Below are 24,933 nucleotides of genomic sequence, written 5' to 3' on the forward strand. Positions count from 1 at the left end.
TGAATGTCATTTGGACGCTGCTTCCGCAAAACGGGCACGGCATAACAATCGGTTGCACGGGAGCACTTATCGTCGTTTTCTCTGAACTCATAGCTTTCCTTTCGTGCCCCGTGAACCGCAAGCGTTATTTGGCAAACAGACATGTGACCGTGATCAACCTGACCCCCGTGACAGACCAACACATGAAGCCGGGCTATCCGCGTTGGCGATATCGGCGAAACGTACTGGGGTCGATCCTCCTCTGGGCAAACAGAGCTGGCGCAGTGAGGATTGAATTCAACGAAGATTGCCCAACACCCTTCAGCTACTTCACGTTCGCAGGCACGGAAATAGAGACAGAAATGGGACAACCACCTGACGATGTCCGCGACGACATGTTTCGCACCCTGATTCTGTCAACAGTTAAACGGTCATCACCGTGGCGGATGCTGAAACAACTTCTGTTCCCATCAGAGTTCGTTAAACTTAGTGCAGTTTTCGTGGCTTCCGATTGCGAGTTCGGAGACTCGACATGGGCCATGGAGACAGGGGGAACTCGTGCGACGTTTTCAAGACAATCAAATCCGTACACAGCACCCGCCAAATAACAAAGCCGTGAACCGGAGCACTCAATCACGCGGCAACTGAAATCAAAGCCTTCCGTTCGTGCCCGGTTACGGCAGGCGTTATCCGACATACTCCCTCAGTTGTCCGGCGTATTTCTTCGCACAAGCGATCACTTCAACCTTCGGTTGCGAATTGGTCGTTCGGCTTTTGCGTTAGTGAATCGACGCGTCAAACGTTTTGATCCTCCGTTGGCGTTGGCTGCAACGCTGGTTGATCGCTGACTGATTTCCGTCTTAACGACTGGCGTTTGTCGATGGCACCGCAACGGTTCTGATCCTTCGACGAACGGAATTGCTTGCCTGGAACTTTAGGGCCCGCTAGACTCGGGCGACTTGAAACCCACTGCCCAACACTCAATCAATGCCCGTCGATAAAACGGATAACCATCGGTTGTACCGGAGCGGCGGTGGTCGCGTCCTGTCGAAATCACGGCCTTCGCCGCCGCCCGGTAAACCGTAACGTTATGTGCTCTAATTCAGGGGCCAAGTTTTTCCGGAATCTGCCAATTCAGATTCGTAGGTTTGGCTCAGGATGTTTTTAGGTTCTGCCAGTGCTCGTTGGATCATTCCCTGTTGGTTGGTTCGAGAGGAACAATGATTTTTCACTGAAGGCGATGGTTGAATTTCGATCTGGCTTTTCGCACAAAATGGAAGCGGCCATAACATGGCGGATATTTTGGTAATTGCTCTGATTTTGAATAACTGAGGTAATTGGCTTGATTGGATCGGCAAACAGTCGATAATCTGATCTGCTTTGAGGTTTACGGTGCTATCACCCTTCTTTAGAGCATGGGTGAACGGCACATAACAATGTGATGCACGCGAAGCCGGTCTTGCGCGTTCAAATTGAAGTTTAGATCAACCGTCCCGGCTCGGTGATCACTGCCGTTATCCGACATACTCCCTCAGGTGTCCGGCGTATTTCTTCGCACAAGCGATCACTTCAACCTTCGATTGCGAATTGGTCGTTCGGCTTTTGCGTTAGTGAATCGACGCGTCAAACGTTTTGATCCTCCGTTGGCGTTGGCTGCAACGCTGGTTGATCGCTGACTGATTTCCGTCTCAACGCCTGGCGTTTGTCGATCGCACCGCAACGGTTCTGATCCTTCGATGAACGGAATTGGTTGCCGCGTACTTTAGGCCCCGCTAGACTTTGGCGACTTGAAATCCACTGCCCAACACTCGATCAATGCCCGTCGATAAAACGGATAACCATCGGTTGTACCGGAGCGGCGGTGGTACCGCTGTTTTGAAATCACGGCACTCGCCGCCGCCCGGTAAACCGTAACGTTATCCCACTCAATTTGCGGAACGAATTCCCGTCATGGCCTTCCGCTTGAAGCTATCCGACACAATTGCGATCGCATTCGCAACGCTGTTTGCAGCGTTTGCAGTGTGGATGAACATTCCTGACCACCGCTTCACTGACACCGTTGCTCTTTGGGAGCGGATTGACGATGCAACACCAAATGTGACGCCGGACGTATATCTCAATACTGGATTTCCATTCCACTATCACAGGGTCAAGGTGCTTCCCGGTGGCAAGACAGCTCCGTTTCGAGAAACGCCGCGTACACTTTGGCTAAACTCACTGCTTTGCTTTGTGGGCGTCGCGGGCGCATTTGGATTGCTGCGAATTCTTCGATTTCCGCTTTGGGGCATGTTTATGCTCGTATCGTTGTCTGCAGTTCTTTTCTGGGCCGATTCTCAATTCAAAAACTTGACCTACTTCTACGTCCTTCCTACCGTCTTTTTCCTCCCGACGGCTCTTTTTATTGCATTGCTTGGCTGGCGGTGGATCGCCAGACCCCATCTAAAAACTGCGGAGGGATAACAATGTCGTGCAACGGAGCACGGCATACGGCGTTTACAAATGGAAACCACATTGGCCGTGCCCGCTGACGACCAACGTTATCCGAAACAACCCGCTTCAGATCCACCCTCGAAATTTGGACGCGACATGAACTCTAAACCTATTCCTGATTCGCGAACTCGCCATCCCTTTGCTGCTGCATTCGCATGGCTAATCGCATCTTGCACGCTACTTCTTGGCATAGTCTATATCGTTGGTATCGTTGCCACTAATTACGCTGACCCCAACTTCTGGCACGTCGCGATCTGCATGATCCCCATCCTTCTCACCGCTTCTTTGCTTAACGCTATCGCTGGTCTGCGCTGGCTTCGTGGCATATCCATGCCCGCGCTTGCGATGCAGGTCGCCGGATGCGCTATTTTGTTCGGCGGAAGTGCGATTGTGACTCAATTCGTCATTGCCTAGGAACACGGCGGATAACCAAGCCATGCACACGGAGCACGGCTTGCGCGGTTTCACAAATGGAATCATCACTCTCCGTGCCCGGTGATGGCAACCGTTCGTCGGACTTAATCCCAATCTGCCGTTGGGTAGCTCCGACTGCTACCTAGCCCATAAAACAACATCGCTGACGCCTGATCGTCGTTTTTGCACGCTTCCCTCGCTCGATCAAACACGATGCAAACGTCACGGAAGAACCCAATGCTGACCTCTATCAATTGGTCGCCCTGAATTATGTGGACAACCTCACCGGCTCCGCTAAACTCAACCTTCGTATTCTTCGGATCGCCCAGTTCAAACATGCCTCGAAAGACCGGATTGCAAGTGAACTGCGGAAACTCCGAAGCCGACGAACAATGCGATGCAACGGAGTCGCGATTACGTTGGTTTGACATGGTTACTTTTCCTTTCGCGACCCGCTGATCGCCGGTCGTTATGCGGACTTAGCCGTAGCGAGAATTGCACCCGCCGTAGCTTCATCCACCATCACATTGTGGGCAACCTGCAAATAGTATTTGAACGCCTTTGCTGGCGTCGTTGCGGAACTGACGTTCGCACGCTTTCCCGCGACTGCATTTTTTGCCTTCTCAAATTCATCCATATTCGCTCCGATTTCAACCGTCGCACCAGTGCCGAACTCGACTGTAACGCTACCTTGCGGTGGCATCGACTCAAGAGGGAATCCGTCTGTGTTCGTGACTGCAACCACCCCTGAAACCAAATCTCTTAATCCTGCGTTCATATTCTTACCTCAATCGCCGCATAACAAACCCGTGAACCGGAGCGGCGATCAGCCGGTTTCGGGATGGTAAATTTTCTCTCGCCGCCCGGTTACGGGTAGCGTTATCCGATCTGCGTTTGTCCGAAATGAGCGCTAACAACACAAATCTTGAGCATACACAATTGAGGAAACCGAATGAGCGAGAGCGATCCGATTGATCGAGGGACGGGACAGTTGTTAACGACTGCGGGTGTCGTTGGTGGCCTTGTTTGTGGCTCAATAGGCACATTCCTTCAATGGTCATACCAAACGGGCACGGGATGGTTCATTGCGCGATGGCTTCCTGTTGCACTTTTTGTAATTGGTTTGATGTTCCTCGCTGGTTGCGTGCGTAGCATTCGACGCAAAGCCACTTGGATGATTAGCTACACATTGGGTCTCTTTGCGTTCGCGTTTATGGTGTGTCCGTACGGAATTCTCTGGTGGCAAGCGTCCACGAATCCAGAGATCATAAGGGACTTGCCCTTGCTTGATAGAATTCTTAGCTAAACAAAACTCCGCAGAGTATGTCGGATAACAAAGCCGTGAACCGGAGCGGCGAAGTCGGGCGTTTTTGAGATGGAGAATCTTTCGTCGCCGCCCGGTTACGGCAGGCGTTCTGCTGACTTAAATGCACTGGCCACAGCCAGTGCAACTATCCGGTGATTCCAGATAGTTCAAACGCTCGCTTAAATGCCAACACCTGCTTTACCGTTGGCTTCGATATGGAAACGCTTTTGCCGATGTGCAGCGTAGACCACTCGCCAGCATTATCCGTAGCCGCGTGCCAAACACCTCAAAACGCTTTGCACTGCGACCGCCAAAAGCTAGCCACGTTTTGAAATGCTCCATGTTTTCATCTTTCCGCATCCATGATTGACAATCCAACCAATTGGGCGTCACAACCTCATCTGAATGTAGCAATTCTCCGCTACCATTGCATTGCCAACAAACGTCGCGATTTGTTGGGTCGGACCAACCACTACCTTGACAAACTTCACACGCTTTGGCACATCGGCACGCACTCTCTTTGCTGATTCGACCACACAATCCGCATTCAAACGTCGCCATATCTAAACCTCCGCCACGCAATATTCGCCATGAATCCCGCTGTAAAAACGATGCCAAACTCCACTGGGAAGCAGACAACCATCGTGAAGAAAATCTGCATCCGTCCTTCAATCCATTCCATGTTTTTCCTCGATCATCTGTCCAATCTGAAACGCCAATGCAAACGCATCGTTTAACAAACTTGTTGACTCGAAATCTTGCTTGTCGTATGCCTCGCAGATTCGTTGCATTCGCAACGCTAGCGAAGGGTTCTCTTTACGCACAGACTCAACGTGGCACAAAGCAGCAGAACAATGTGTTGCAATCGAGTCGCGGTCAGTGTCTTTCTTCATGGTTGGCCGCCTCCCCGCGACCGATTGAACACAAGCGTTCGCCGAACTACAGGAAATGAATCCAAACCTTGAGCAAACCTTACTCTGCAACTGGAATTTACTTCTGGCCCTACGACATCTTCGGGTATTTTCTTCCCGGCGTCGTCGCCCTCGCCCCACTGACGCAGTTCCACACTGACATCCGTGCAATAATCGTCGCGCGTTTCCAAACCACAAGCTGGGTCGACATAGCGATGCTCTGCATTGTTGCGTATGTCCTTGGGCACATCATTGCCGCCGTCTCAAGCTGGCTGCTCGAACGCGTCCTGCTCAAATACACGTTCGGCTATCCCGTAATTCAACTTTTCTGCGGCTACAACTCCGGCCCTTGGTTGCGGAAATCCGCTGCTGCTATCACAGAGCTTCACAAGCGAGCGCCATTCAAGTGGCTGCGGGACAAGGGAGGGCTTCATTGGGCGTTTCGCCTGTCTCGTTTCACTTCGCGCAATTGCCGACCTTTGCTCGACTTAATTCCTGGTTTTGTGCATCTATACGATTCGACCTACCGAAAAGCCCTCGAACGAAAATTCCGACGTTTGTGTGATGTCGAGTACCCCGACTGGTCAATCAAACGAAGATCACACGACCTCTTCTGGACAGTGCAGGCATACTCGATGGAACACATGCCTACCGTTTACCGATCGTCGATGCACTTCGTGGAACTCTATGGGTTCTCTCGGAATACTAGCCTGGCGTTCCTCATCGTCGCCCTATATCCACTCTGCCCGGATTGGGATACGAGCGTAAACGGTAGTCAGCCCATAGAAACGTGGGTCTGGTCAACTTGTTGTGGCGTCGCTTCATTCGCGATGTATGTTAATTTTGTTAAGCTGCTTCGACGCCACAATGATCTGTTGCTTCGTGCCTTCGTCGCAAATGCAAGAATCGACGAACCATCGGATGCACCCGAGTCGGCGAGTCGGGCGTTTTGACAATTGAGAATCAACCGCGCCGACCGGGTGATCCTGGCCGTTCCCCGACTGAAGTCGCCTTGTATTGCGCGAACAACCGAACTCGATGATGGCTGATCGAAACGACGGCAAGTGGACTCCCATCACACTCGACGAATTGTGCGTTCTTATCGACGAAGCCGTTTCTCGGCTCGATGACGACCACATCCGCTTCTGGGATTCGATACGCATCGATCCTATGAAATGGATGCAACACCCGTGGGGCGAACTTGGTGGTGGCTTCTGGGTTGTCGCGTTGATTGGCTCGACCGCTATTTGGTACAATGACATCGAAGACGGGTTCAACACGTCAAAATTTTGTCACGCGGGTAAACTCGATGAATACTGGTGCGACGACCTTGAGCTCAATCATGTCGTACACCAAATTCGCCGTTCGATCGTAGAGGCGGCACCACTACCTACAAAGCGTGGACCGCCTCGACCGATGGTCGATGAATGATCTCACCGGAGCGGGGAACCAAACGATGCAACCGAGCGGCGAAGTCGGGCGTTTTGAAGTGGTTGATCTTCCGTCGCCGCCGGATGATCGTCAACGTTCTGTGTAAGCATCATTGAACCTCACAGCTGCCGATGACGAGCGTCTCTATGATTGATCTGCCACGCAACGACGAACTTGTTCGAGCCGCTCTCGCCGGCGAACTTGAGACAGTAAAACGCTTGATCGAGGATGGTGCTAATCCAAACAGCGTCGACAAACATGGGATAGGACCGCTTTTGACCTACCATCCTGAAGTAACGCAATACCTGCTGGAGCACACTGCTGATCCAGATTTGCAGTGCAATGAATGGGGGTATCCTGTGATCGTCGGCGTCTGTGGCAATTTTGAGTGTCTTCGACTGATGGTTGAAGCGGGGGCAAACGTTCACTGTTCAAGCCCACATAGCGGCGAAACAGTGTTGCACGGTGAAGCCGGTAGCACTGACGCTCGTCCTGTCAGATTACTGCTAGCGCATGGCGCCGACCCTAATGCCCGAACCAAGCCCGGAATGAAGACGTATGGGCTGTGGCGGGACGCGCGTGTGCGGGGTGAAACCCCATTGCATCGAGCTGCAGCGTGGGGTAGCTCGGAAGTCATTCAATTGCTCTTGGATGCTGGTGCCGATCCTACGATTCGTGATGTCAACAAGGATACACCGCTGAGTTGGGCCAGTTGGTATCTCCGCGATAAGTCAATCATCGATCAACTGTCGTATGAAGGCTCTGGAGTCGGGCCAGACTTCCCACCCGATGAAGGTTCCACCTGAAAACCACACAGAACAATTGCGTGAACCGGAGCGGCGGATCACGCAGAATTCGAAGTCAACGTCAACCGCCGCCGCCCGGTTACGCTTGTCGTTCTGGCCAATATTTGTCGCAACAACATGAATCGCAACTGGAACCCCAATGGCAAAGAAGACGACGAAGAAAAAGGCTGACGCTCCAAAGCAAACTCGCAATCGAACGTCGACCGTTTCTGCGGATGCATTGCCTCGACGGACCCTCGAACAAGCAATACGCATTCCTGAAGTTCTTCATTCGACTTACGCGGGAAAATCGGCGTCGAAGAAGGAAATCTGCGACACGCTTGAAATTGGAGAAACATCCCCAAACACTCATTACCTCTTATCTGCAGCTCAAGCCTACGGGCTAATCACTAAAGAAGGGGATCAGTTCCTGCTCTCCGAAACTGGCCGTAAGATTGTTGCCCCAACGTTTGATGGGGAGGATCGAGATGCTCAGATCAAGGCGATACGAACGCCGACGCTGTTAAGTCAGTTTTTCACTGACTACGACGGTCATTCACTGCCCTCGGAGCAGCATTTTCCCAATGTGATGGAGAGCAAGTTTGGAGTTCCGCGAGATCGCGTTGATGAAACCATTCGCTTGGTCGTCGATAACGGACGTTACGTCGGCATTTTGAATGAGGACGGAGACGGCACGCTTCACCTGAGTGTCGGAGGTGTTTCCACGGTCGAAGATGCAGCGGACGAAACGCAGGAATCGATAGAAAACGATGATACAAAGCCAGACTACGACTGGTCTAAAATCTGTTTCTACATCACGCCAATCGGCGAAGACGGAAGCGATGCTCGAAAGCATTCAGACATGATGTTAACACATCTGATTCAGCCGGTGGCAAACGAGCTAGGCTTGAAAGCTGTGCGTGCAGACAAAATTGAGAAGTCTGGTTTGATCAGCCAACAGGTATTTGTACACCTTGTGAATTCAAGGCTTTGCATCGCTGACCTCTCGTTCAGCAATCCAAACGCATTCTACGAACTCGGTGTTCGGCACATGACAAAGCGCCCCACGATTCAAGTGATACGGAAAGGTGATCGCATTCCTTTCGATGTTTCCCAAGGCCGGACGATAACCGTGGACACCTCGGATGTTTATACAATAATGGATCGATTTGATTCAGCACGACGTGAACTTCGAGAACACGTTAAAGCGATAGTCGATTCCGGCGTAGAGGTTGCGGGAGAAGACAACCCGGTGGTCACGTATTTGCCGGGGCTTGTCGTTAAGCTTCCAAAGTAAGCCAGAACCATCCGATGCAACCGAGCGGCGAAGTCGGGCGTTTTGGAGTGAAAGATCAACCGTCGCCGCCGGCTGATCGTCACCGTTCCCCGACTGAAATCGATGACCACAAGACGCACACCGACTCAACGTTACGCATCCTATGCTATTGCGACGTTGCTGATTTGCGCTGCTCTATTCGGACTGCTATACAACGCAGGCTCACTCTTTGCTGCGTTTCAAGGTGCGTTCGACGAATCGCCGGACATTGCTCAATTGCCCCACTTTTTCACTGCATTTTACGTAATGTCCGCGATTTGCATCTTCTGCTACATCTCGATCATCGTCGCTTCTGTTGGGCTCTGTCTTGGCTCCGCGACCTGTGCACGATTACTTGCGATGTTGCTGCTGTTTGAAGTTCTTTACTTTTTCGCAATTGGTGCGATGTGGACTTTACCGAACGTGGGTCGGGGAATTGGAGCCGCAACAGGGATCGCAAACGGCGGACTTATGGCTCAATTCATCCTCCTAATGCCGATTTGGATACCGATTGCATTTGCTTTCCTTGGGCTCTACCGCCAAAATCCAGTGTTTGCTGCTGATGGCACGCTGACCTCAACACCATCACCAGACGGCGGGGAACCAAACGATGCAACCGCGCGGCGAAGTCGGGTGTTTTGAAGTGGTTGATCTTCCGTCGCCGCCGGCTGATCGTAACCGTTACCCGACTGAATCCCATGGGTATACCTGCTCGATACGTTCTCCCCGACCCTGATCCGGCCGTCGTTGCCCGCATGTCGGAAATCTGCGACCAGATTGAGGACCGTCCGTTTGGCGGCGCTGACGAACTTCTGAAGGAATGGCATCGCCATGCCACGCGTCATACCGAGCACAGCGAATTCAAAGCGTACTACGAATCAACCAGCAAGGCTGACTTTGTTCTCGCCGCACTTCACCCTGTCTCGACATACGATGCTTCCGCAACATACGCTGAAGTCGCGTCTATCTTTGCGGCTGTCACGTCCGCAGAGCTCGATGGCCACGAGATGGACCACTACTATGGTTGGCTCGATGCGCAATTCCCTGGTGCTCGCCTGATGAACCTTGCATACTGGCCCGATACGTGGTTCGATGACCCATCCTTGGTCCGTAAACCAGATGGGACGTTTATTCCCGAATCGAACCTCTCAAGCGACCAAATGCTTGCCTACGCGATGATTGTTTCGGGACGACGATTCGAGGACGCGCCGCCAGCCCCAGACCTTCCGTTTCCGATCCCAAAGAACCTAGCAAGCGGCGGGTAACCATCCCGTGCACCTGAGCCGGGCTTGCGGCCGGTTTTGAAATGGTTGACTTTACACTCCCGGCCCGGTGACGGGCACCGTTCTGTGCAAGAGCGGTAGCATGGCATTTGAATCGCTTTCGGAGACATCTTCATGGGATTTCAGACGATCTTAAGCACTACAGCCATCCTCTTGCTTGCGACTCCAACGGGCGTTTTCGCTGATCTTCCAGATCGGATTCCGATACGGGTGGTGGACGAACAGGGCGAGCCGATCGAAGGCGCAACGGTGGAGGCTCGCTATCTGAAAACCATTCGTCAAGACGGAAAGGACTATCGAGTGCCGATGGAACTAGCGCCGCCGCAAACAACGGACATGAATGGCCGTTGCGAATTGGCCCTACACGTCGTTTCCTGGACGCTGGCGGGGTTATATGCGCATCGTGTCGAGTTAACGACAGACGAAGCGATGAAGCTGTGCGACGATGCTCCAAGGGACCCACTGGAACGCGAGGCGTTCGATCGCGATCTAAACGATCGTTGTCAGCGTTTTCGTTCGGCTTACCGAGTGCTCACTTCTGAACCGGTTGGTGACGCGGAGGTCACCTTAAAAATGGCAAGGGCAATCAGGGTTACCGGCCGCGTTCAAGTCAGCGGAAGCCCGCTCGCGAAGGCATTTATTACGATCCATTCGCGAAAGACTCAGATTGATCAACTTTTTCCGCGTTCGGCTCCGGAGCTAACCGATGATGAGGGCAGATTTAGCTTCTATTCAGTCCCTGGTGATCTCGACCGAGCACGTATCGTCGTTGAACGTTCAAGCGGAAATCGTGTTTTAACCCTGAGCGACATACGGTCCAAGCCAACATCAACGGGTGTGATGTTTGAATTCGATACCGAGGTGAAGGACTACGCACTGGTGGTTAAACCGTAGCTGTAGCTAAAGAGACGTATTTGCAATCTGGGAACAGCTGGCTGTCCTCGCGCAGAGGCTTCGAATGATCGACTACGCAAGATGCTGGTAGAAACGGAATCCGCTACTTCTCGTTCGACGATGGGTAGGACCACAGAACCAAGGGATGGACCGGAGTCGCCGAGCCGTCGTTTTTCCAATGGATGATCTTTCGCGGCGACCGCGGTCATCCCAGCCGTTCATCGACTCGCTTGCTCGGACGATTTGGTTGACGGGTTCTGTGTGGTCAGCTCGCGTTTCTTGCTCGGTCTCATTGTTGCTCTTGGATCGTTGCTCGGACGGATTGGTTGCTCGGGCGAATTGGTTGCTCGGCCGAAACGTTGCTTGGACTTGCGATTGCCACTAGACTCAATGCCAACATCGCGGCACTTTGATTCGCTGATCGAATGCGAGAATGTCGCGATGAACCAAGCGATGATGACGGATCGGCGGGAACGGTTCTTCGCAGGCCGAAACTTGTGTCGCCGCCGACCGCATATCGCAGACGTTCGTCGTGTCTCTCCACACGGATCGTGCTTCCCACTATAGTTGTGCACACGGTTTTAACGTCAACGGGCTCCGGGCGCTTATGAACACTGGGCAACCAACTTCGAGCGAGAGCGAACACGCATGCGTTACGAATCCGTCAGGCGATGACGAGGCGACTCGTTGGTCAGAAGGTCTTTCAGAAGCTTTCGGCTTGCTCTCAGTAGTGCTGTTTGCCATTTCGACCTCCTCAATTTTGTTTTTTGCGTACCTAACGTATTTCGCTGCGGAAATTGAGAATCAGCTTCAGCTTATTGCCGCTTTAGTCCTCGGCGGAAGCGTTGTTCTCGTTTCGACTGCGGGCACATTGATCGGCTTTCGATCCTATCCTCGAGCGATGATTGTATTGTCGTTAATCCAAATCCCCGTTTGTTGCCTTGTCATTGTTGCCAGCTTGTTCCTGTTGGTGATGTCGGCGTGACTGATTTACAATTCGACGAACCATGTGATTCAACGGAGGACGGGTGGTCCGTTTTCTCGTCTGCTTACAAGTCATTCGCCCGTCCCCGCTGATCACTACCGTTCGGCGACAGTTAGTAACACAACAATCGAACACGGCGAATACAAATCAGACCCACGACATATTGTCGGTTAACCACCAAATGACTGAAGAAGACAAAGCACACATTCCTGCGGAGCTACCATCGATTGTTGTCAGCGACGACCGTCTCTCGCGTCGTCGGAAGAAGCGTAGCACGAGGATTCCAAGGTTCGTTCACGACAACTGGATGTCGTTTGCGCTGCTACTTCAAGCGGCATCGATCTGCATTTCATTTGGATTGCTACTTGTTACGCAGTCTCGGATAGTGTTTCTGGCGTATGCCTTACTGCTGCTTGTTCGATGGGTGAACTATCCACTGGCCGTGGCTGCATTGTTCAACGACAAAACAAAATGGCTGGCTGTAATTTCAGGGGTGATTTACACACTATGCTCACTTTCCGGACGGCTCCTCGTCGCTGCCAACTGAATGAACGAATAGAGCGCGCGGCGAACAATCGCGTGCACCCGAGCACGCGAGCTGAGTGTTTTGACATTGAGAATCTTTCGCGCGTGCCGAGTGACGCGTAGCGTTCGCCGACGATGGTTTCATCTTTACCGAAGCGACGACGCAATGAAAACGTTGACCACAACCTACGACGATCGCCCGCTACCTGATCCAGCGATGGCCGATTTAGTGCCTCAGTCCGTTGCTGAAGAACTCTGCGTAGTTCCGCTTCAACTACTTGGCGGCGTACTCGTCTTCGCCGGGCCACAACGTCTCGGCAAAACTGATGTCGAACGTCTCGCGTTCATTCTGAATCGCAAAGTTCACTGCACTGTACGGTCTGACCAATGGTACAAACGCGCTTGGGCGTTGCTGTATCCCGCCGAAACTGAACCATCATCATCTGACAGTCATTCCGTTTACTGGTACTGGGGCGGATGGCACTACTGGGACGGCGAAACACTCGTCGTGAAGGCGAGTGGATGGAAAGGCATGGAACATTGGACTGGTGCCGCCGAATTCCCGCCTGATCACGATGACCATGATCTATGGCGCTGGATCGTTAATTGCAAACCGTATCATCGTCTGATTGATCAATCAGAAATGCCAAAAATTCGGCGTGTTTGGCGCCGTTGGCTTTCCCGTGTCGCAACGTGATCGTTTATCATTGATGGCTACCGTACACTGACACGAAACGCGGCGAACAATCGCGTGCACCCGAGTACGCGAGTCGTGCGGTCTTGAAGTTGAAAATCTTTCGCGCGTACCGGGTGACGCGTGCCGTTATCCGACTGAAATGTCCCGATCATCCTGATGCTTGATGACATCCTCTGACCAAATTGAGTTCTGCGGCGTTGCAATGGTTCGCAATTGTTACGACGACCGCACTGCTCTGCGTGCGTTTGTTGCGAAGCACTGCCGGCACTTCATGACCGCTCTCGAACGTCGTGTCACCGAATACACCGTACCGCTTACATCCGATGCCACGTCTATAAAATGGCAACGTCTCTACACAATGTGCGAACAGCGCGACGGGCATGTTGACGACACTGACACTATCGCTGCACTTGAAACGCCATGGGACATTCGCGAACAGACCGCCGTTGATCGTGTGATCCGGGACAACTACACTGTGTTGCCGCTTAACCGATGCCCTGAATGCTTTGGTTTGGCACGCACTCCACGTGCCCAGCAATGTCCTTGGTGTCTGCACCGCTGGAACACGGCGGATAACCATCCGATGCACCGGAGCGGCGGTGGTTAGCTTTTTCGCAATGGAGAATCGTTCGCCGCCGCCCGGTGATCGGTAACGTTAGGTGGACGATTCGCACACGACTTCCGACGTGATAGTGATCTCGACAGGGTTATGCATCGACCACAACGGCAACATCGCCACTATGTTCTTTCGTGTCTCAACCAATCCCACGAACCTCGCGTCAATTTCCCGGCTGCACTCTGGGCATTGGTCGCCATTGTTTAATTGCCCGCGAGTCATTACGAAACCATTTCCAAAACAACGATAAAGTCGTCGACGCTCATCGCCGACCATAGCGTCAAAAAAGTCGCCGTTGCATTCACGATTCACTTCGCCACCTAACAAAATGTTGTACCGGAGCACGCGATCCGGCGTTTTCTGAATGGAGAGTCTACCGGCGCGTGCCCGGTAAACATTAGCGTTATCGCGGCTGGTGCTCGTTGTGAGTTCCGATCTGATCTTCACGATCGCCCTGACGGCTATTCGTACATTCTTCGTCTCATCTCAAACGACGACACATAGTGTCACTCGCACATTCCTTCACGCTAAACCTGGTACACTCGGCTGCACTGGTCGATTCCAGCGGTTGCCCGCATGACGGGTCACCGACGGGGCGGAACGCCGCTTGTTTGTTCCGGATCGCTTACTACCATCGCTCCACTTCCGAATCTCAAACTGATCACCGCTACAAAACTCCTGTAACCGATCTTGTTTCTTAAACCTTCCCTGCGACTAACGCTTAGCTAATGCTCGTCGCCGTCCCGGCGTTGTTTTCTGCTCGCGCAGACCGTGCTGGCGACGTTCCGTCGTTGTCGTCCGCTCTCGCGGGTCAATGCTTAACCAATGCCCGCAACAATCGGCGATAACCATGGGTTGTTACGGAGCCGGGCTTGCGGGCGGATCTGTTTGCTTGCAAGTCAACACTCCCGGCCCGCAAAACCCTACCGTTATCCGACTGAACGTGACGATGGGTTTGCTTCCGCCTCGTAAGTCTACACTGCAAACATGAAATCTAAGAGCAATTTAATGGCACGCACTAGACTGGTACTGATCGCGACTGTTACTTCCGCCATGCTGCTCGTTACATCCGCTCCCGCTTCCGCAATAGTGGTTCAGCTTCAGTCGGCTTCACAGGTTCCTTTTACAAACGACTATCCCAAGTACGCCCGCGAGCAGGTTCGTGCCGCTTTCCAGACCGAGAACTGCGGATTCATCGACGGAACCACGAATATGAGCTCGGCTACTGTACGCTTTGCCGGCAACACAGCGGCGCTGAATATGCAACTGCTAAGCCTATCGACTTGCCCCACCGCGACCCTCTCTGTTGCTTTTGAAGAAATGGAGCACAGCTGCGACTGGCGGATCGTCTATTCCGTGAAACTTGCCAAGTTCTTGGTGACCGTTAACCTGGGCTCGAAGCGGATCGAACTGGAGCATCTCAAGATTCCGCCTTCCACTGGACCTCCCCTAAAGCGATGATCCAATCGAAACCGGATAACCAAGACATGCACCGGAGTGGCGGTGGTTACATTTTACGTTTGCTTGCACGTCGTTCGCCGCCACCCGGTGATGTCAACCGTTCCCCGACTGAAAGCACCCACTTCGATTTCGATGCGTATCCGACTTTCCATTGCTGCACGGAATCGAACGTTCTCACGAGCGGCTCGTCGCGTGCGTCCACGGATTGACCTAGTTCTTGAACGCATTGCTACTGCTGAACTGAACGACCCAACATGGTCTACCGTGCTGCTTGGTGTCACCGACGAATTCGCGCAAAACCGCTGCGATACGATTCCAAACAACGATGATGTCCTGCAATTGCAAACGGGATTTCCAGCCATGGAAGATTTGACACCGGCAAATGATGCTGCGATTCTCGCGGGCTTTCTCGCACAGATTAAAACTGCAATTCATCATTGCGGTCTTACTGCAGCCGATACCGAACACCTCTATGCTATAATCTCTGAAAACAATTCTGATGGTTGACATTTGCCTCACCCAAACATAGGCGGGGAACCATGCGATGAACCGAAGTCGCGGAGTCGCCGTTTTTGACAATTCAAAATCAATCGCCGCGACTCGGTTATCGCGGTCGTTCCCCGGCTGACTTGATCGATTGCGTCCAACGATTTGATGCCCGACGAACTCACACGCCTTCAGAGCTGGTACGACGAACACTGCAACGGTGACTGGGAACATTCGTACGGAGTGCATATCGAAACACTCGACAATCCGGGCTGGTCGTTGCGGATCGACCTATCCGGCACCGAATACTCCGGGCGTAAACTTGCAATGGTCGAGAATGGCATCTCCGGTGCAAAACGGACTTGGACGGCGTACTACATCGAGAACGATCAATTCTGTGCCGCCGGTGGTCCATCAACTTTGCCGCTTCTAATTGGTTGCTTCTTCGATTGGATTGACTCACAATGATCGAACGCGGTTGCCGTGAACGAGAACGCGGTTGCCGTGAACGAAAACGCGGGGAACCAAACGATGCAACCGAGCGGCGAAGTCGGGCGTTTTGAAGTGGTTAATCTTCCGTCGCCGCCGGCTGATCGTCACCGTTATTTGTACTAAACCGACGCGTCTTTTCGTGCATCGGAATTGATGGTCACCGCGCACAACTCGTGATCTCAACTTTGATGGCGCTCCCTGATCAACTCCCACGACTGCTGACAACGCTGACTGACGCAACGGCCGAAAACTTGCCGCCCAGCTCCATGTCCGATAGGCTGACGGCTTGCCGGCCGCTAGTCCGACGACTGGTTCGGGCAAACAAATAACCATGTGATGCAACGGAGTCGGGCTTGCAAGGTTTCACCAATGGAAAGTCGTCTCTCCCGACCCGCTGATCACCAACGTTATTTGCTCAAGGCAGACTCCACATGGGAATCCTCGATACAGCCCGCCAAGCACTCGTTGGTTTGCCGATCAGTGATATTCTCCGTGAACGCCTTTCTCTCACAATCGACTACACGGCTGACCTTGAGCGAAAGGTGTCTGACCTTCAAACTCAAGTAGGCAACCTTCAGTCGCAACTTGATCGCGTAACACTTGAACGCGATCAGGTATCCCAAAAGCATACAGATCTTCAGGCCCTCCACGAAGAAGAACTTGAGATTGTCCGCACAGTCGAACTCCGTAAAGGGAAACGCACCGCCGGCCGGTGGCTTCCGTTTTGTCCAAAATGTCATATGCCCGTCTCCCATGCCGCACATTCGTCATTCTTGAAGTGCAGCGGCGATTGTGGGTGGCTGTCTCACATGTCACTCGCTGAACTAACACATCTATTGAACGAACGCAGCAAATAACAAAATGGTGCAGCCGAGTCCTCAGCCACCCGTAAATTTCAATTCATGTCAACCGTTCGGCCCGGCTGACCATCAGCGTTATCCAGCAAGAGCATGGCACACCCGGTCCTAATTGAACATCAACCGCCCGATGGATGGAAAGTCCTTACCGAGGAGTTCCTGATTTATTGCTACAATGAGTGTGGCATTGCGTCACCAGGGCTGCACGAAGGCGATTGCGAATACCGTACCGCAGACGGTCGCACCTTCAAGCAAGTAATGATTCCGGATCATCAATGGCACGCGATGTACCCTGCCTTTAAGAGCTGGATCGCCGCGACCGCACACTGCTCTGCATGGATTGAACACGGTCGCATTTGGATTTCCGACGACACATCGCAACACCTACGTGAATGCGAACGAATCCCAACGGACCAACGCCAAAAATGATTTACAACGGCGAGGGAAAACGCTGGATAACCAAGCGATGAACGCGGAGTGGCCGACAGCGCGTTTACAAATGGAAGATTTACCGCGGCCACCCGGTTATCGCAATCGTTCCCCGACTGACTTGGAGACTCACGTTCAATCGAGAATTTGACTTTGTCTTCCGAGCGGTGAATGATCGCCTGCGTCGCTACGACTCTGTCGGTGCGTGCGGCCAATGGAACGCAACACTCATCGAAGACTTTCGCTCCGACAGCGAATTTATTCGCACGATCGATGAACTCTTTCGTCGTGCGGTTGCCCAACACACGCATAGCAAGTGCATCACATCTGACGGGCTGTCACTTGAGACCGTATTTATTGATCTCGGCTTATCGCTCGATCTCTACTTTCGCCTGCACTTTCTTGATGCTCCGAATGGTTACGGGATCGCTCCCGCAAAATACTCCGTGGCACCTGACACGACTGGTGATGACTACATACTTGCAGAGCTTTGCTGTGGATTGTGTGAATCTGAGGGACAATTCTGGTATCCTACAATGAAACGAATGCCCAGCGTTGTCATGCCCGCTGACTATGACTGGGCCTATCGTAAAACCCGCGTCTACGGTCCGCCGAGAATTGCATCGTGGATTGATCGGCGAGATCGAAAACGCGGGGAACCATGACATGCACCGAAGGACGCGAGCCGAGCGGTTTGGCAAAGGTGAGTCTTTCGCGCGTCCTCGGTGATGTCCGCCGTTATCGCAACGACGCTTCTCAACTCAAGCTACAAGCCTTAGTGATCCTAGGGGCTTCATAGGCGTTTAACGACAAATGAAATGCACGGAATGCGGGAGGGTAACCCTCCGTCAAGACGCGATGAATTGCAGGGACTGCGGGCACCGCTTCGCTAACGCACCTCGCGACGATCTTCTTACTGGCATTTCTAGTGCCCACTGCTCGCAACAGGTCTTTCTCCGGGATGCGTCAAATACGGGTTCGCTTCGGCCACGAAAATTCATTGCTGCCTTAACCATGCTTCAGGGTGTCATTGGCGTCTTCGGAGCCATTGTCGTCGCTGCACTTGCTTTCGCTTCGCCCCCGAGCCTGCTGACGATTTCTCTTTTAACAACAACGATTGTTTTTCGAGGTTTCTGTGGACTTGCCGGCGGCATTCTGCTGTGGCAAGGAAGACGGAAAGGCTACCAGTTCTCCGTGGGATGCTGGATGTACCTAACACTCGTTGGATTGCTCGCCCTGGTTCAACTGTTTTTCGTTGACCTGTCTGCCCCGTACATGATGCGGCACGTTGGCTCTACCATCGGCAAGCTGCTTTTTGGCTCCGCATTCACTTACGTTCTCTTAGCAGACCTATTAAACTCAAGTTCGTTGGCTTTTCGTAAGCCGCAGCAAATGTAAAACACTCTGCGAGAGGGTTCTTGCGATAACCATCGCATGCAACGGAGGACGGGTGGTTCGTTTTCAATTCTGCTTGCAAGCGGTTCGCCCGTCCCCGCTGATGCGTTACGTTATCCGACTCAGATAGAATTATTCGAAACGGACTGTTTATGACTTGGGTTCCTCGTTTCTCAATCAAAACCCTCTTGTTCGTCGTTGCAATCGTAGCCGTAGCAACTGCATATGTTGTAACGCAACTGAGCTGGATCGCTGAGCGTAAACGGGCTATTGCGTGGATGCATGAAACCGATTCGTACTGGGCAGAGCTTCCCGGTGATTTCAGGCCCGACTTAGATAATTCCGCGCCATGGCGCATCCGAATGTTTGGCGCTTCTGGTGTTCGCCGCGCGTGCGTCATCGTATACAGCGAACGAACCATTCGGGCAAGAACGGACCAACTCAAACGACTCTTTCCCGAAGCAGACATTGAAGTGATACAACTGGGTGAATCACCCGGTGCCACCGTTTTCCCGCCTTGGAATTCAGGATCGCGATACAATACGTTGCACACGGAGCCGCGGGCCGCGCGGATTTTTCTATTTGCATGTCTTTCGCCGCGGCCCGGTGAAAGTTGACGAACCGACTGAAATCACCCTCACGCTTACCCGAACCCCAACCAACGACGGAATGCAACCTATGCGACAACGAACGTCTATTCTGCTTGCAGCCTTTGCTCTCAGCGTAATTGTGATTGCGACGTACCGCCTCGCGTATGCTGGTGATGACGATCCGGCCGGGCACAAAAACATGTATGGTTTCGGTGATTCGCCATGCTTGGTTACTTTTGACCTCGGTGGTTCTGACGGCGTCGAACAAACGGTTCTCGTCGACACTGAAATAGTAGTCGTTGGCGGTAAACGATTTCTCAACGGGGTCGTGACCGACAACTACCCAGAAGTCAATGTCGCTTATCCTGGCACGCGTGCTTTCGTAGCGCTCGATCGCATTGCTTATTTGCAATTTCTTCCCGCTCCCGAGACAGAGAATGACGGGGCAGAACGACGTGAGACTACCGAATGAGCGCAGCGAACTCTGTTGAACTACGGACAGCAAAGGTATTGACCACCGCAGGGGTTATGGGAGGCCTCATTTGCGGTTCGATCGGCACCTTCCTACAATGGTCTTATCAAACAGGCGTGGCTTGGTCAGTCGCCCGCTGGCTTCCTATCGTGTTGTTCGCGATTGGCTTGTTGCTGCTCATTGGTTGCGTCCGCAGCATTCGGAACAAAGAACCCGGAATGGTTAGCTACGCTTGGGGCCTCTTTGCGGTCGCTCTACTAGTATGTCCCAGCGGTGTTCTATGGTGGGAAGCGTTCACCAATCCAGAAATCCTTCGCGACTTGCCGATACTTGACAAAATAATCGGCTAAATGACACTTAATACAGAATCGTCGGATAACCAAGCCATGCACCGGAGCCGGGCTTGCGCGCTTTTACAAATGGAACATCAACCGTCCCGGCCCGGTGATGGCAGACGTTATCTGCTCTGCAATTGGGCAACGCAAAACTGAACTGAGATTCTCGATGAAAGTCACCATCGCAATCATTCTGGCTTCGCTGTCGATGTTTGGGCCGCCGCAAGTAGCCTTTTCACAGCCGCCGATCTCGAAGGGGCACTGGTCGTACAAGAACGGGAAGCCGGAAAGCGTGGCGTTCGACTACGGAACGGAATTGACTACGCAAGATATCGATCAACTGTCTCGCTCTGTCAGTATCGCTCGAATCACCATGGGATACGCGGGAATAGACTGTGAATACGTCACGATTGAAGGCGATCTTCTGAAGCTGGGACAATTGAAAAACCTGCAGGAAGTTCATCTGTGCAAAGACGGCATAAATGATGATGATCTCAGATTTGTCACCTTGCTTCCCAAGATTCACACCCTCGAATTCAATGCCGACAACGGGTATGACGACGCACCGATTTGCACGGATGGCTGCGCCGATCATCTGAGTGCCGCCAAGACGCTTCGTAAATTGGTGATTCACGATGGACAATTCACCGATAAGTTCGTCGCGACAATCACGAAGCGATTGTCGGGTTTGGAGGAACTTTGGTTGAATTCGCCAGATCTGACGGACGAATCACTCCGCCTACTCGCGGATCGCTGCAAGAAATTGAAGACACTCCGGATTGCATCAGAACATTTCACTGCCGAAGGCCTCAAGCACCTCGACAGTTTGAAATACCTCAGAGAACGGTCGGTAAGCTCGCCCGCCTTGCGCAAAGAACGTCGTGAACTCCAACGGTCGCGAGCAAACAGCAGATAACAATGGCATGAACGCGGAGCCGCCGGTCGCGCGTTTTCAGATGGAGCATCAACCGCGGCGGCCCGGTTATGCCAAACGTTCGTCGGATTAGAAATGCACTTGGGTGATGTTAACGACTGCCGACATCAAAGACTTGTCGACGAAGCGAGTGTGGATACTTGTTCCCGCGATTACTGTCGGTGTTGTCGCCATGTTCGCATACTTCGTGGCAGTCGCTCTCTGCCGCGACTCCTTGGTCAACTCTGCAAGGCAAAACTTCGGGGAAACGGTCGCGGACTTTCTGCCTCTAGCGATGATCCTTCCTTCACTTGGATTCTTTCTCGCGCCGTTGGTATGGGCTGAGCGAAAATCAAAACGCTACGCACTTATCTGTCCTGAATGCACCACTGATTTGTCCCGTTCTACTCGTCGCGTCATTGCGACACGCTGCTGCGGCTCTTGCGGAAAGCAAATCGTGGAGGGTCGGCGAATTCATGGCCCCATGGCGTTTGAGCGACTTTCCCGAGTTGAGCAACGCCGGCTTCTTGTCTACTGGTTCTGGGCGTGGCCCACTTTGGGTTTGTTGCTTCTTGGCTACCACTGGATTGACCCAACGGCGTTAAACAACTGCCCACAGATGCTATTCATTCCGGGACTCATCGGAACGGCAGCGACCGGATGGGCTTTTGCTCGTTCGATGGATAAACGCTATATTCCACAGTTCATCGCGTCTGCTATGGTATTGTGTCTTGGTATCAATGCGTTTTGGTGACGCCGAAGATCAGACGAACCATGGGATGCAACGGAGCGGCGGTGGCGTGGTTTCTCGTGAGGTCAATGTCAAATCCCGCCGCCCGCTGATCCCGGACGTTCGTCGGATGCTATTCCACATCTTCCAGCGTCATGGTGCCGTCGCCATTGTCCGCCACGACGCGGCAACGCACCGAAACCGGCACAAGTATCCATTCTTTCGACACCACAAAGCCGAGGCACGGGAACGGCTGGAAAAACCAGCTAAACCCGACCTCTCGATCGTTGACGTGCAGTCCAATCCACCAATCCTTGATCGAAAATGTAGGCTTAATTCGCCACCGCCATCGCCCCGAAGGTAACGCACGCGACGAACAAGGCAATGCATGGGAGCACGCCGGAGAGTCTTTCATAATTGATGCCTTTCTGGGGCGTGCCCCATGATTGCAAGCGTTATCCGACATACTCCCTCAGGTGTCCGGCGTATTTCTTCGCACAAGCGATCACTTTAACCTTCGATTGCGAATTGATCGTTCGGCTTTTGCGTTAGTGAATCGACGCGTCAAATGTTTTGATCCTCCGTTGGCGTTGGCTGCAACGTTGGTTGATCGCTGACTGATTTCCGTCTTAACGACTGGCGTTTGTCGATGGCACCGCAACGGTTCTGATCCTTCGATGAACGGAATTGCTTGCCGCGTACTTTATGGCCCGCTAGACTTTGGCGACCTGGAATCCACTGCCCAACACTCGATCAATGCCCGTCGATAAAACGGATAACCATCGGTTGTACCGGAGCGGCGGTGGTACCGCTGTTTTGAAATCACGGCACTCGCCGCCGCCCGGTAAACCGTAACGTTCTGGCACGAAGTGCACATCGTGCTCGTGCTCAGTGAAACGGTGCTCGTGCTCGTAATCGATTTGGAGGGGCACGGATGAACGATCCAACTTTCGACCACGATCGACTTGACGTTTATCGTCTCTCGATCGACTACGTTACCGCTGCGTTTGACGTTTCCAAAACACTAACCGGATTACATCGCCACGCCCGCGACCAACGGCTTCGCGCGGCGCAATCGATCCCGCTGAACATCGCCGAGGGTAACGGTAAGCGAAGCTTTAAAGACCGTGCTCGGTTTTTCGACATCGCTCGCGGTTCGTCGTTTGAGTGTGCGGCGATTCAAGATGTTTTGGTTGCGACGGGTGGCTTGGACGATTCAACGAGTCGTGACTTGAAGTCCAAGCTCAAACGAATCGTCTCGATGTTGACTCGAATGGCGATGAAATTTGACGACGTGAGCGAATCGTCGGTAGACTATGCCGTGGCGATCGATTGCGAGCACGAGCACCGCGATGCTGAGCACGAGCACGATCGAGAAGAGCCAGAACCATGCGTTGGACCGAAGACGCCGAGTTCAGTTGTTTGAAGTTGAGAATCTTTCGCGGCGTCTCGGTCAACGCTGCAGTTCCCCGACTGAATTGTTCGCTGTTTGCCAATGGACGATCCAATAGCACTGAGCGACCGTCTTACCGAATGCATTCCTGACGACCTGTACGAACTCTGGCGCAACGGGCCGTTGCGATTCGCTAGCAGAGACAACCTTCCAGTCGTTGAACTGACTGGACAACGATTGGCACTTCATTGGGGTTCAACCAGGATTGTCGCTGATGCCGCCGATTGTCACTTCCGGGTCGGCCGACCCTGGAAAATGAAACGCAATGCACGCTCGGCCCGACCGCTTCTCCCATTTGGTAACCACGACCTGATACTGATCGACTTCCCACCTCTTCAAACCGGATTTTGGGGCGGCATCTGGTCGTACAACACTGCTCCGGTTGGCTACACTAAGCGTTCGCTGAACGACTGGGCGAATGCTTTAGCCACGATAGTAGACGGCTTTGACGCTCAACGATTCTTGCATGACTGAATTCCGCACCTTGAAGCGGGGAACCATCACATGCACCGAAGGACGCGAGCCGAGCAGTTTTGCAATGGTGAATCTTTCGCGCGTCCTCGGTGATGTGTAACGTTCGCCGACTGGAAATGGCTATCATCAATCCGTTGTCACCTTGCACTGAAGTATGCCGATGCGACAACGCACCAAAACGCTGCTTTGGATCGCACTGCCGACTCTGATAGTCGCGTGTCTTGGATGGACTGCCATCAATCTTCAACGCGGCATCAAGTCGGCGTACTACGAGTGGGGCGTTACCTGCATCATCGCGTCATACGCCGAGGACCACGACGGTTCGCCTCCGGCTAACTGGGATGATTTAGTTGGCTACGAGTACCACACTAAGTACCTCCCCGATCCGAGGACAATGGACGCGGCGGCACAACACATTTCCGTTGACTTTGAATCGCTCGTGGCGTTCGCAAACGAGGACATACCGGACTTGCCTGCCGACGTGATCACACCGATACAAGGCATCGAACAACATTGGATTCACCCCAAGACGACGCTCGAGCGCTACTTCCGTGACGGCGAACGACCACACGGATCGTTTGACGGCGAATACGCAAAACAGCTACGCTACTACGCTGAAGGCGGCGACTGAACGCAACAGACAGTCGCGGCGAACCATGCGATGCAACGGAGCCGGGCTTGCAGGGTTTCACAGATGGAAAGTCAACTCTCCCGGCCCGCTGATCGCCGCCGTTATCCGACTGAAAATCTGCACTCACTTCACCGACATTTAAAGTGACCAACCCTTATTCGCCGCCGAACGCACCGTCGCGCATTGTTACTCCGGAGCGCGTTCCTCGGACGGCATTGGCTGCACTACTTGCTGGATGCCGAAACGGTTTGATTTGGTCACTCGTCGTTATGGTTCCTCTCTCGATAGTGGCAGTGCCAGCAATTCCTCGTGGACTAGTTCGCGATGCAGGCGGCAAAGTTGTTCCGTATCTCGAACGGGTTGGGTATCTTGGCATGTGCCAGGAAATGTTTGGGTTTATTGCTCCAATATCGGTAATCTGGTCGCTATCGGCGGGAACTGCCGGGCTGGTACGCCACGCCGTCCGCAATCGGGCGTCAACAAATCATGAAAATACACATGAAAACGGATAACGAACCGATCCACCTCAGCCGCGAAATGAGGTTTCTAGAAGTGGTAGATTGCTCGTCGCGGCGAGGTGATCG

At 53.0% G+C, this 24,933-nt stretch carries 29 protein-coding genes; 23 read left to right on the top strand and 6 right to left on the bottom strand.

Annotation, left to right across the window (positions count from 1 at the left end; translation table 11 throughout):
• The first annotated feature begins 1,929 nt into the window (after nucleotides 1-1,929).
• Nucleotides 1,930-2,439, top strand: a complete 510-nt coding sequence (locus Poly59_RS14605) for a hypothetical protein (protein ID WP_146534841.1) — start codon at nucleotides 1,930-1,932, stop codon at nucleotides 2,437-2,439.
• Nucleotides 2,440-2,565: 126 nt separating this feature from the next.
• Nucleotides 2,566-2,883, top strand: a complete 318-nt coding sequence (locus Poly59_RS14610) for a hypothetical protein (RefSeq protein ID WP_146534842.1) — start codon at nucleotides 2,566-2,568, stop codon at nucleotides 2,881-2,883.
• Between the two features lie 104 nt (nucleotides 2,884-2,987).
• Here the strand turns inward: Poly59_RS14610 and Poly59_RS14615 are convergent, their stop codons facing one another.
• The 3 genes from Poly59_RS14615 to Poly59_RS14625 all read right to left on the bottom strand — a co-directional run bounded on the left by Poly59_RS14615 (nucleotide 2,988) and on the right by Poly59_RS14625 (nucleotide 5,082).
• Nucleotides 2,988-3,314, bottom strand: a complete 327-nt coding sequence (locus tag Poly59_RS14615) for a hypothetical protein (RefSeq protein WP_146534843.1) — start codon at nucleotides 3,312-3,314, stop codon at nucleotides 2,988-2,990.
• A gap of 38 nt (nucleotides 3,315-3,352) precedes the next feature.
• Nucleotides 3,353-3,661, bottom strand: a complete 309-nt coding sequence (locus Poly59_RS14620; protein ID WP_146534844.1) for a hypothetical protein — start codon at nucleotides 3,659-3,661, stop codon at nucleotides 3,353-3,355.
• A 1,196-nt stretch (nucleotides 3,662-4,857) separates the two neighbouring features.
• Complete coding sequence (locus Poly59_RS14625) at nucleotides 4,858-5,082, bottom strand: hypothetical protein (protein WP_146534845.1); 225 nt, start codon at nucleotides 5,080-5,082, stop codon at nucleotides 4,858-4,860.
• Between the two features lie 68 nt (nucleotides 5,083-5,150).
• Here Poly59_RS14625 and Poly59_RS29535 point away from each other — a divergent pair, with 68 nt between their 5' ends.
• The 13 genes from Poly59_RS29535 (at nucleotide 5,151) to Poly59_RS14685 (ending at nucleotide 16,046) form a co-directional block, all read left to right on the top strand.
• On the top strand, nucleotides 5,151-6,053 hold the full coding sequence (locus tag Poly59_RS29535; protein ID WP_186776264.1) for a hypothetical protein: 903 nt from the start codon (nucleotides 5,151-5,153) through the stop codon (nucleotides 6,051-6,053).
• 88 nt (nucleotides 6,054-6,141) lie between these two features.
• Nucleotides 6,142-6,531, top strand: coding sequence for a hypothetical protein (locus Poly59_RS14635; protein ID WP_146534847.1), 390 nt, complete (start codon nucleotides 6,142-6,144; stop codon nucleotides 6,529-6,531).
• 146 nt (nucleotides 6,532-6,677) lie between these two features.
• Complete coding sequence (locus Poly59_RS14640) at nucleotides 6,678-7,337, top strand: ankyrin repeat domain-containing protein (RefSeq protein WP_186776265.1); 660 nt, start codon at nucleotides 6,678-6,680, stop codon at nucleotides 7,335-7,337.
• 139 nt (nucleotides 7,338-7,476) lie between these two features.
• Complete coding sequence (locus Poly59_RS14645; RefSeq protein ID WP_146534849.1) at nucleotides 7,477-8,613, top strand: hypothetical protein; 1,137 nt, start codon at nucleotides 7,477-7,479, stop codon at nucleotides 8,611-8,613.
• Nucleotides 8,614-8,715: 102 nt separating this feature from the next.
• Nucleotides 8,716-9,273, top strand: coding sequence for a hypothetical protein (locus tag Poly59_RS29540; protein WP_186776266.1), 558 nt, complete (start codon nucleotides 8,716-8,718; stop codon nucleotides 9,271-9,273).
• Between the two features lie 56 nt (nucleotides 9,274-9,329).
• Entirely contained in the window at nucleotides 9,330-9,896 is a 567-nt protein-coding gene (locus Poly59_RS14650; RefSeq protein ID WP_146534850.1) for a hypothetical protein, read from the top strand.
• 132 nt (nucleotides 9,897-10,028) lie between these two features.
• Nucleotides 10,029-10,808: a hypothetical protein gene (locus tag Poly59_RS14655; RefSeq protein WP_146534851.1), complete on the top strand. Its 780-nt coding sequence runs from the start codon at nucleotides 10,029-10,031 to the stop codon at nucleotides 10,806-10,808.
• 1,166 nt (nucleotides 10,809-11,974) lie between these two features.
• Nucleotides 11,975-12,340, top strand: a complete 366-nt coding sequence (locus Poly59_RS14660) for a hypothetical protein (RefSeq protein WP_146534852.1) — start codon at nucleotides 11,975-11,977, stop codon at nucleotides 12,338-12,340.
• A 144-nt stretch (nucleotides 12,341-12,484) separates the two neighbouring features.
• Complete coding sequence (locus Poly59_RS14665) at nucleotides 12,485-13,015, top strand: GspE/PulE/PilB domain-containing protein (RefSeq protein ID WP_146534853.1); 531 nt, start codon at nucleotides 12,485-12,487, stop codon at nucleotides 13,013-13,015.
• Nucleotides 13,016-13,178: 163 nt separating this feature from the next.
• Nucleotides 13,179-13,622 (top strand): hypothetical protein, encoded by a 444-nt coding sequence (locus Poly59_RS14670; RefSeq protein WP_146534854.1) that lies wholly within the window; start codon nucleotides 13,179-13,181, stop codon nucleotides 13,620-13,622.
• Nucleotides 13,623-14,618: 996 nt separating this feature from the next.
• On the top strand, nucleotides 14,619-15,092 hold the full coding sequence (locus tag Poly59_RS14675) for a hypothetical protein (protein ID WP_146462363.1): 474 nt from the start codon (nucleotides 14,619-14,621) through the stop codon (nucleotides 15,090-15,092).
• A gap of 192 nt (nucleotides 15,093-15,284) precedes the next feature.
• On the top strand, nucleotides 15,285-15,599 hold the full coding sequence (locus tag Poly59_RS29545; RefSeq protein WP_222436110.1) for a hypothetical protein: 315 nt from the start codon (nucleotides 15,285-15,287) through the stop codon (nucleotides 15,597-15,599).
• A 147-nt stretch (nucleotides 15,600-15,746) separates the two neighbouring features.
• A complete protein-coding gene (locus Poly59_RS14685) occupies nucleotides 15,747-16,046 on the top strand; it encodes an immunity 53 family protein (RefSeq protein WP_146534856.1) in 300 nt (99 codons plus the stop codon).
• Between the two features lie 431 nt (nucleotides 16,047-16,477).
• On the opposite strand, the gene Poly59_RS14690 is transcribed toward Poly59_RS14685, so the two are convergent.
• On the bottom strand, nucleotides 16,478-16,810 hold the full coding sequence (locus Poly59_RS14690; RefSeq protein WP_146534857.1) for a hypothetical protein: 333 nt from the start codon (nucleotides 16,808-16,810) through the stop codon (nucleotides 16,478-16,480).
• Between the two features lie 210 nt (nucleotides 16,811-17,020).
• Here Poly59_RS14690 and Poly59_RS14695 point away from each other — a divergent pair, with 210 nt between their 5' ends.
• The 6 genes from Poly59_RS14695 (at nucleotide 17,021) to Poly59_RS14720 (ending at nucleotide 21,815) form a co-directional block, all read left to right on the top strand.
• Nucleotides 17,021-17,356 (top strand): hypothetical protein, encoded by a 336-nt coding sequence (locus Poly59_RS14695; RefSeq protein ID WP_146534858.1) that lies wholly within the window; start codon nucleotides 17,021-17,023, stop codon nucleotides 17,354-17,356.
• Nucleotides 17,357-17,523: 167 nt separating this feature from the next.
• Nucleotides 17,524-18,021: a hypothetical protein gene (locus Poly59_RS14700; protein ID WP_146534859.1), complete on the top strand. Its 498-nt coding sequence runs from the start codon at nucleotides 17,524-17,526 to the stop codon at nucleotides 18,019-18,021.
• Between the two features lie 1,408 nt (nucleotides 18,022-19,429).
• Nucleotides 19,430-19,813 (top strand): hypothetical protein, encoded by a 384-nt coding sequence (locus Poly59_RS14705; RefSeq protein ID WP_146534860.1) that lies wholly within the window; start codon nucleotides 19,430-19,432, stop codon nucleotides 19,811-19,813.
• Nucleotides 19,810-20,163 (top strand): hypothetical protein, encoded by a 354-nt coding sequence (locus Poly59_RS14710; RefSeq protein ID WP_146534861.1) that lies wholly within the window; start codon nucleotides 19,810-19,812, stop codon nucleotides 20,161-20,163. The genes Poly59_RS14705 and Poly59_RS14710 overlap by 4 nt, the downstream gene beginning before the upstream one ends.
• Nucleotides 20,164-20,317: 154 nt before the next feature.
• Nucleotides 20,318-21,064 (top strand): leucine-rich repeat domain-containing protein, encoded by a 747-nt coding sequence (locus Poly59_RS14715; protein ID WP_146534862.1) that lies wholly within the window; start codon nucleotides 20,318-20,320, stop codon nucleotides 21,062-21,064.
• 292 nt (nucleotides 21,065-21,356) lie between these two features.
• Complete coding sequence (locus tag Poly59_RS14720) at nucleotides 21,357-21,815, top strand: hypothetical protein (protein WP_246151658.1); 459 nt, start codon at nucleotides 21,357-21,359, stop codon at nucleotides 21,813-21,815.
• 109 nt (nucleotides 21,816-21,924) lie between these two features.
• On the opposite strand, the gene Poly59_RS29550 is transcribed toward Poly59_RS14720, so the two are convergent.
• Both Poly59_RS29550 and Poly59_RS14725 read right to left on the bottom strand, forming a co-directional pair.
• On the bottom strand, nucleotides 21,925-22,206 hold the full coding sequence (locus Poly59_RS29550; RefSeq protein ID WP_186776268.1) for a hypothetical protein: 282 nt from the start codon (nucleotides 22,204-22,206) through the stop codon (nucleotides 21,925-21,927).
• A gap of 298 nt (nucleotides 22,207-22,504) precedes the next feature.
• Complete coding sequence (locus Poly59_RS14725; RefSeq protein ID WP_146534864.1) at nucleotides 22,505-22,723, bottom strand: hypothetical protein; 219 nt, start codon at nucleotides 22,721-22,723, stop codon at nucleotides 22,505-22,507.
• A gap of 2 nt (nucleotides 22,724-22,725) precedes the next feature.
• On the opposite strand from Poly59_RS14725, the gene Poly59_RS14730 reads away from it, so the two are divergent.
• The gene (locus tag Poly59_RS14730) at nucleotides 22,726-23,217 is read left to right on the top strand and encodes a four helix bundle protein (RefSeq protein WP_146534865.1); all 492 of its coding nucleotides are present in this window, start codon (nucleotides 22,726-22,728) and stop codon (nucleotides 23,215-23,217) included.
• Nucleotides 23,218-23,878: 661 nt separating this feature from the next.
• On the top strand, nucleotides 23,879-24,349 hold the full coding sequence (locus Poly59_RS14735) for a hypothetical protein (RefSeq protein ID WP_146534866.1): 471 nt from the start codon (nucleotides 23,879-23,881) through the stop codon (nucleotides 24,347-24,349).
• Nucleotides 24,350-24,933: the final 584 nt, after the last annotated feature.

The organism is Rubripirellula reticaptiva, assembly GCF_007860175.1.
Lineage (GTDB): Bacteria > Planctomycetota > Planctomycetia > Pirellulales > Pirellulaceae > Rubripirellula > Rubripirellula reticaptiva.